At 49.5% G+C, this 3,530-nt stretch carries 3 protein-coding genes; all 3 read right to left on the bottom strand.

Going from position 1 to position 3,530, the window contains the following annotated elements:
• Positions 1–1,298, bottom strand: a 1,298-nt coding sequence (locus B3Z75_RS00855) for an anthranilate synthase component I family protein (RefSeq protein ID WP_294066708.1), incomplete at its 3' end; no start/stop codon positions are given.
• Positions 1,299–1,403: 105 nt separating this feature from the next.
• Complete coding sequence (trpB, locus tag B3Z75_RS00850; RefSeq protein WP_294066705.1) at positions 1,404–2,594, bottom strand: tryptophan synthase subunit beta; 1,191 nt, start codon at positions 2,592–2,594, stop codon at positions 1,404–1,406.
• Between the two features lie 307 nt (positions 2,595–2,901).
• The gene (locus B3Z75_RS00845) at positions 2,902–3,111 is read right to left on the bottom strand and encodes a heavy-metal-associated domain-containing protein (RefSeq protein ID WP_294066702.1); all 210 of its coding nucleotides are present in this window, start codon (positions 3,109–3,111) and stop codon (positions 2,902–2,904) included.
• Positions 3,112–3,530 lie beyond the last annotated feature (419 nt).

Raw genomic sequence — 3,530 nt, 5'->3', positions numbered from 1 at the left:
GCCCCGGCCTGGTACCACAGCTCGTTGTTGCGGCTGACAAACGTGCGAATGGTGATGGCCTGGTTGATGTTGCCGTTCAGCCCGATGAAACCAATGCAGCCGCCGTAAGCTCCCCGGTTGTGCGATTCTATTTCCGAGATCAGCTGCATGGCCCGCACCTTGGGTGCTCCCGAGAGGGTGCCGGCAGGGAAGGTATCGAAGAAGGCACGGATGGGGTCGGTACCCTCATTGAGCGTGCCGCTCACGCGCGAGACCAGGTGGATCACGTGCGAATAGAACTGCGGTTCCTTGTAGAAATCGACCTTCACATCGTGGGCATGGCGACTCAGATCGTTCCGCGCCAGGTCCACCAGCATCACATGTTCCGCATTCTCCTTGGGATCGTTCAGCAGAAACTCCACCGCCTTCCTGTCTTCCTGATGATTGCCGCTCCGTTTGGTTGTCCCCGCAATGGGGTCGATGCTGATCTGCGATCCGTTTATCTTGCAGTGCGTCTCGGGCGAGGAACCAAAAATACGGTATCCGCCGAAATCGAAATAAAAGAGATAGGGAGAGGGGTTGATGGAGCGCAGTGCCCGGTACACCTTGAAGTCATCGCCGGTGAAACGTTGGACAAACCTCCGCGAGAGCACAATCTGAAACACGTCGCCCCGCAGACAGTGCTGCACCCCGGCACGCACATGCTCTTTGAACTGTTCGTCGGTGATGGTGCTGTATTCCTCTCCTTCGGTAAAAAAGTTGTAGGTGGCAAAGTTACGCTGGTTGATCAGCGACTCCACCTTCATCAGGTCACTTATCTCATCCTCACCCTGCAGCTCAATCAGGCTGATCTCGTCGGTGAAGTGATTGAACACCAGCAGGTATTTATAAAGGATATAAAGCAAGTCGGGGGCATCGTTGCGTTCCTCCCTGCTTTCGCGGATGGCAATGTGCTCGGTATACTTTACACAGTTGAAAGTGGAGTACCCGAACAGTCCGCACTGTTCCAGCTCACTGCCGGCAACCTCGAACCGGCCAATGAAACGGTTTAACGCATCGGAGATGGTGAAACTTTCCGACAGTGCCTGTTTTTCTTCCTTGTCGTCGGGAAACAGAAAATGACAAACACCCCGGTTCACCTCCACCTGGGCGATGGGTTTCAGCGCCAGGTAGGAGATGCTGTTCTCGTTGGCATGAAAGTCGGAGCTCTCCAGCAGGGCCGACTGCGGGAAGGAGTCTCTCACTTTCAAATAGACACTCACAGGTGTATGGAGGTCGCCCATGATCTTTTTGCTGTTGGTTTGAAATTTGTATTGCATACCTTTCAACGTTATAAGTTTTTTTACTCTGGATATATACAGCCAGCTGCCCGCATTAGTCGGCTCGTTTTCAGTTCTTTATATTTAAACCTTGGTTCCCGATCATCAAACAAACTCTTTCTCATACCGGAAATAGGTCTCCAGATCCTTGTCGCCACGCCCCGAAAGGGTGAGAACCACCACCTCTTTCGGAGCAAAAGTCACTTTCTGCAGGGCTGCCAGTGCGTGTGCCGATTCCAGTGCGGGGATAATTCCATCGTTGCGGGTCAGTTCGAAGGCTGCCCGTAGTGCTTCATCGTCGTTGATTGCGAACACCTGTGCCCGTTTTGTTTTGGCAAGATGAGCATGTATCGGCCCGATGCCAGGATAATCGAGTCCTGCCGAGATGGAATAGGGTTCGGTGATCTGCCCGTCCTCCGTCTGCATCAGCAATGTGCGGCAGCCATGCAGCACCCCGGCGGTTCCCAGATGGATGGTCGCGGCGGACTCGCCGCTATCTACTCCCTTCCCGCCTGCTTCTGCCAGCACAATCTTCACCTTCTCATTATCCAGATATTCATAAATGGTACCCGCAGCATTGCTGCCGCCACCCACACAGGCCACCAGATAATCGGGATAATCGCGGCCCTCCTTCTCTACCAGTTGCACTTTGATCTCCTTGCTGATGACCGACTGCAGACGGGCCACCATATCGGGATAGGGATGCGGACCAATCGTTGATCCGATGATATAGTGGGTGTCGGCAGGGTGACTACACCAGTCGCGGATGGCCTCGTTGGTGGCGTCCTTTAGCGTCATGTTACCCGAAGTGACCGGCACGACCGTGGCTCCCAGCATCTCCATCTTTTTCACGTTCACCTGCTGACGGGCTACGTCCGTTTTGCCCATGTACACGGTGCAGGGCATCTGCATCAGTGCGCAAACGGTAGCGGTGGCCACACCATGCTGGCCGGCACCGGTCTCGGCGATGATTCTTGTCTTGCCCATCTCACGGGCAATCAGTATCTGCCCGATGGTATTGTTGATTTTGTGGGCACCCGTGTGGTTCAGATCCTCCCGTTTCAGATAGATCTTCGCACCGTAGCGTGACGACAGCTGCCGGGAGAAATAGAGTGGAGAGGGACGACCCACGTAGTCGCGCAACAGGGAATCGAAATCGGCCCGAAAGCGCTCACTCTCCATGATGGGGCGGTATGCCTTTTCGAGGTCGGACACGCACTGGTGCAGAATCTCGGGGATGTAGGCTCCTCCAAATTCACCGTAATATCCTCTTTCATCTATCAAATATTTTTGCATATTATCTTCGTTTTACTTGTTGTTTCATCTACCCCTTAAAACTAAAAGAGCCTGTCGCAGGATTGCGACAGGCTCTTAAATTATATGTTGTATACTTATTTCAAGACACGGCTGCTCTTCCTTACGACTTTTTGAGTTGTAAGTAGCGCCACCAATATCCGTTGTTACGTAAATTCATTATTTCGCTATTATTTGATTGCAAATGTAGACTAACAGAAATCAATAAACAACATTTTTGTGTTTTTTAACCTTATAGGCAGGATTTGTATTTGGCTAAACAACCGACGGTTAAGCGCAGGTTTACTTTTTAAATTGGTTCCGCCTCAAAGCCGGTACGTTTCACGGTTTTCACAATATCCTCTGCCGATAGGTCGTTGGTTTCAACAATCAGTATCTTGTCGGGGTTGTCGATATCGACGCTCCATGAGGTGATTCCCTCTTTCTTATTGAGAAAGGGGGTTACTTTTGCCACACAGCTTGAGCAGTTTATATTGGTTTTAAATTTTATTGTTGCCATTTTATTTCCTTATTAAAATTAGATGGAAGCAGACATTGTTTGAAACATCAAACTTTCATTCTTAAAGACAAATGTAAACCTTTTTTGTTCACATTTCTACTAAACCAATTGGGAGCTGAAGGGAAATTCTCTTTGCATTTAGAATTTTATAAGACCATTTAAAAACCATAATTACACCAAATAAACATGGAGTAGATTAGGCAAAGATACGGAGGATCATAAGACAAACCCAAGCCCGGCTGAGAATTATTTCCTGTTCAGAGACAGGCTGGATCTTCAAAAACATTGAACAAGAAACAAATAACCAAAACAAATGTGATGATTTTGCGGGGCAGAGCGAAAAGATTTGCAATAAATGCATTATTTTTGGGAATGGCAAAGAAACAAAACAGGCTAAAATTTACGCATCTGCTGACAGT

Origin of the sequence: Proteiniphilum sp. UBA1028, from assembly GCF_002316955.1 — a bacterium.
In the GTDB taxonomy this organism is placed as follows: Bacteria; Bacteroidota; Bacteroidia; order Bacteroidales; family Dysgonomonadaceae; genus Proteiniphilum.
This window is presented reverse-complemented; position numbering and strand designations above follow the sequence as displayed.

What these genes read in the sequence shown, in the direction of transcription:
- trpB (WP_294066705.1), bottom strand. Translation starts at nt 2,594, where the DNA reads ATGCAAAAATATTTGATAGATGAAAGAGGATATTACGGTGAATTTGGA.
- B3Z75_RS00845 (WP_294066702.1), bottom strand. Translation starts at nt 3,111, where the DNA reads ATGGCAACAATAAAATTTAAAACCAATATAAACTGCTCAAGCTGTGTG.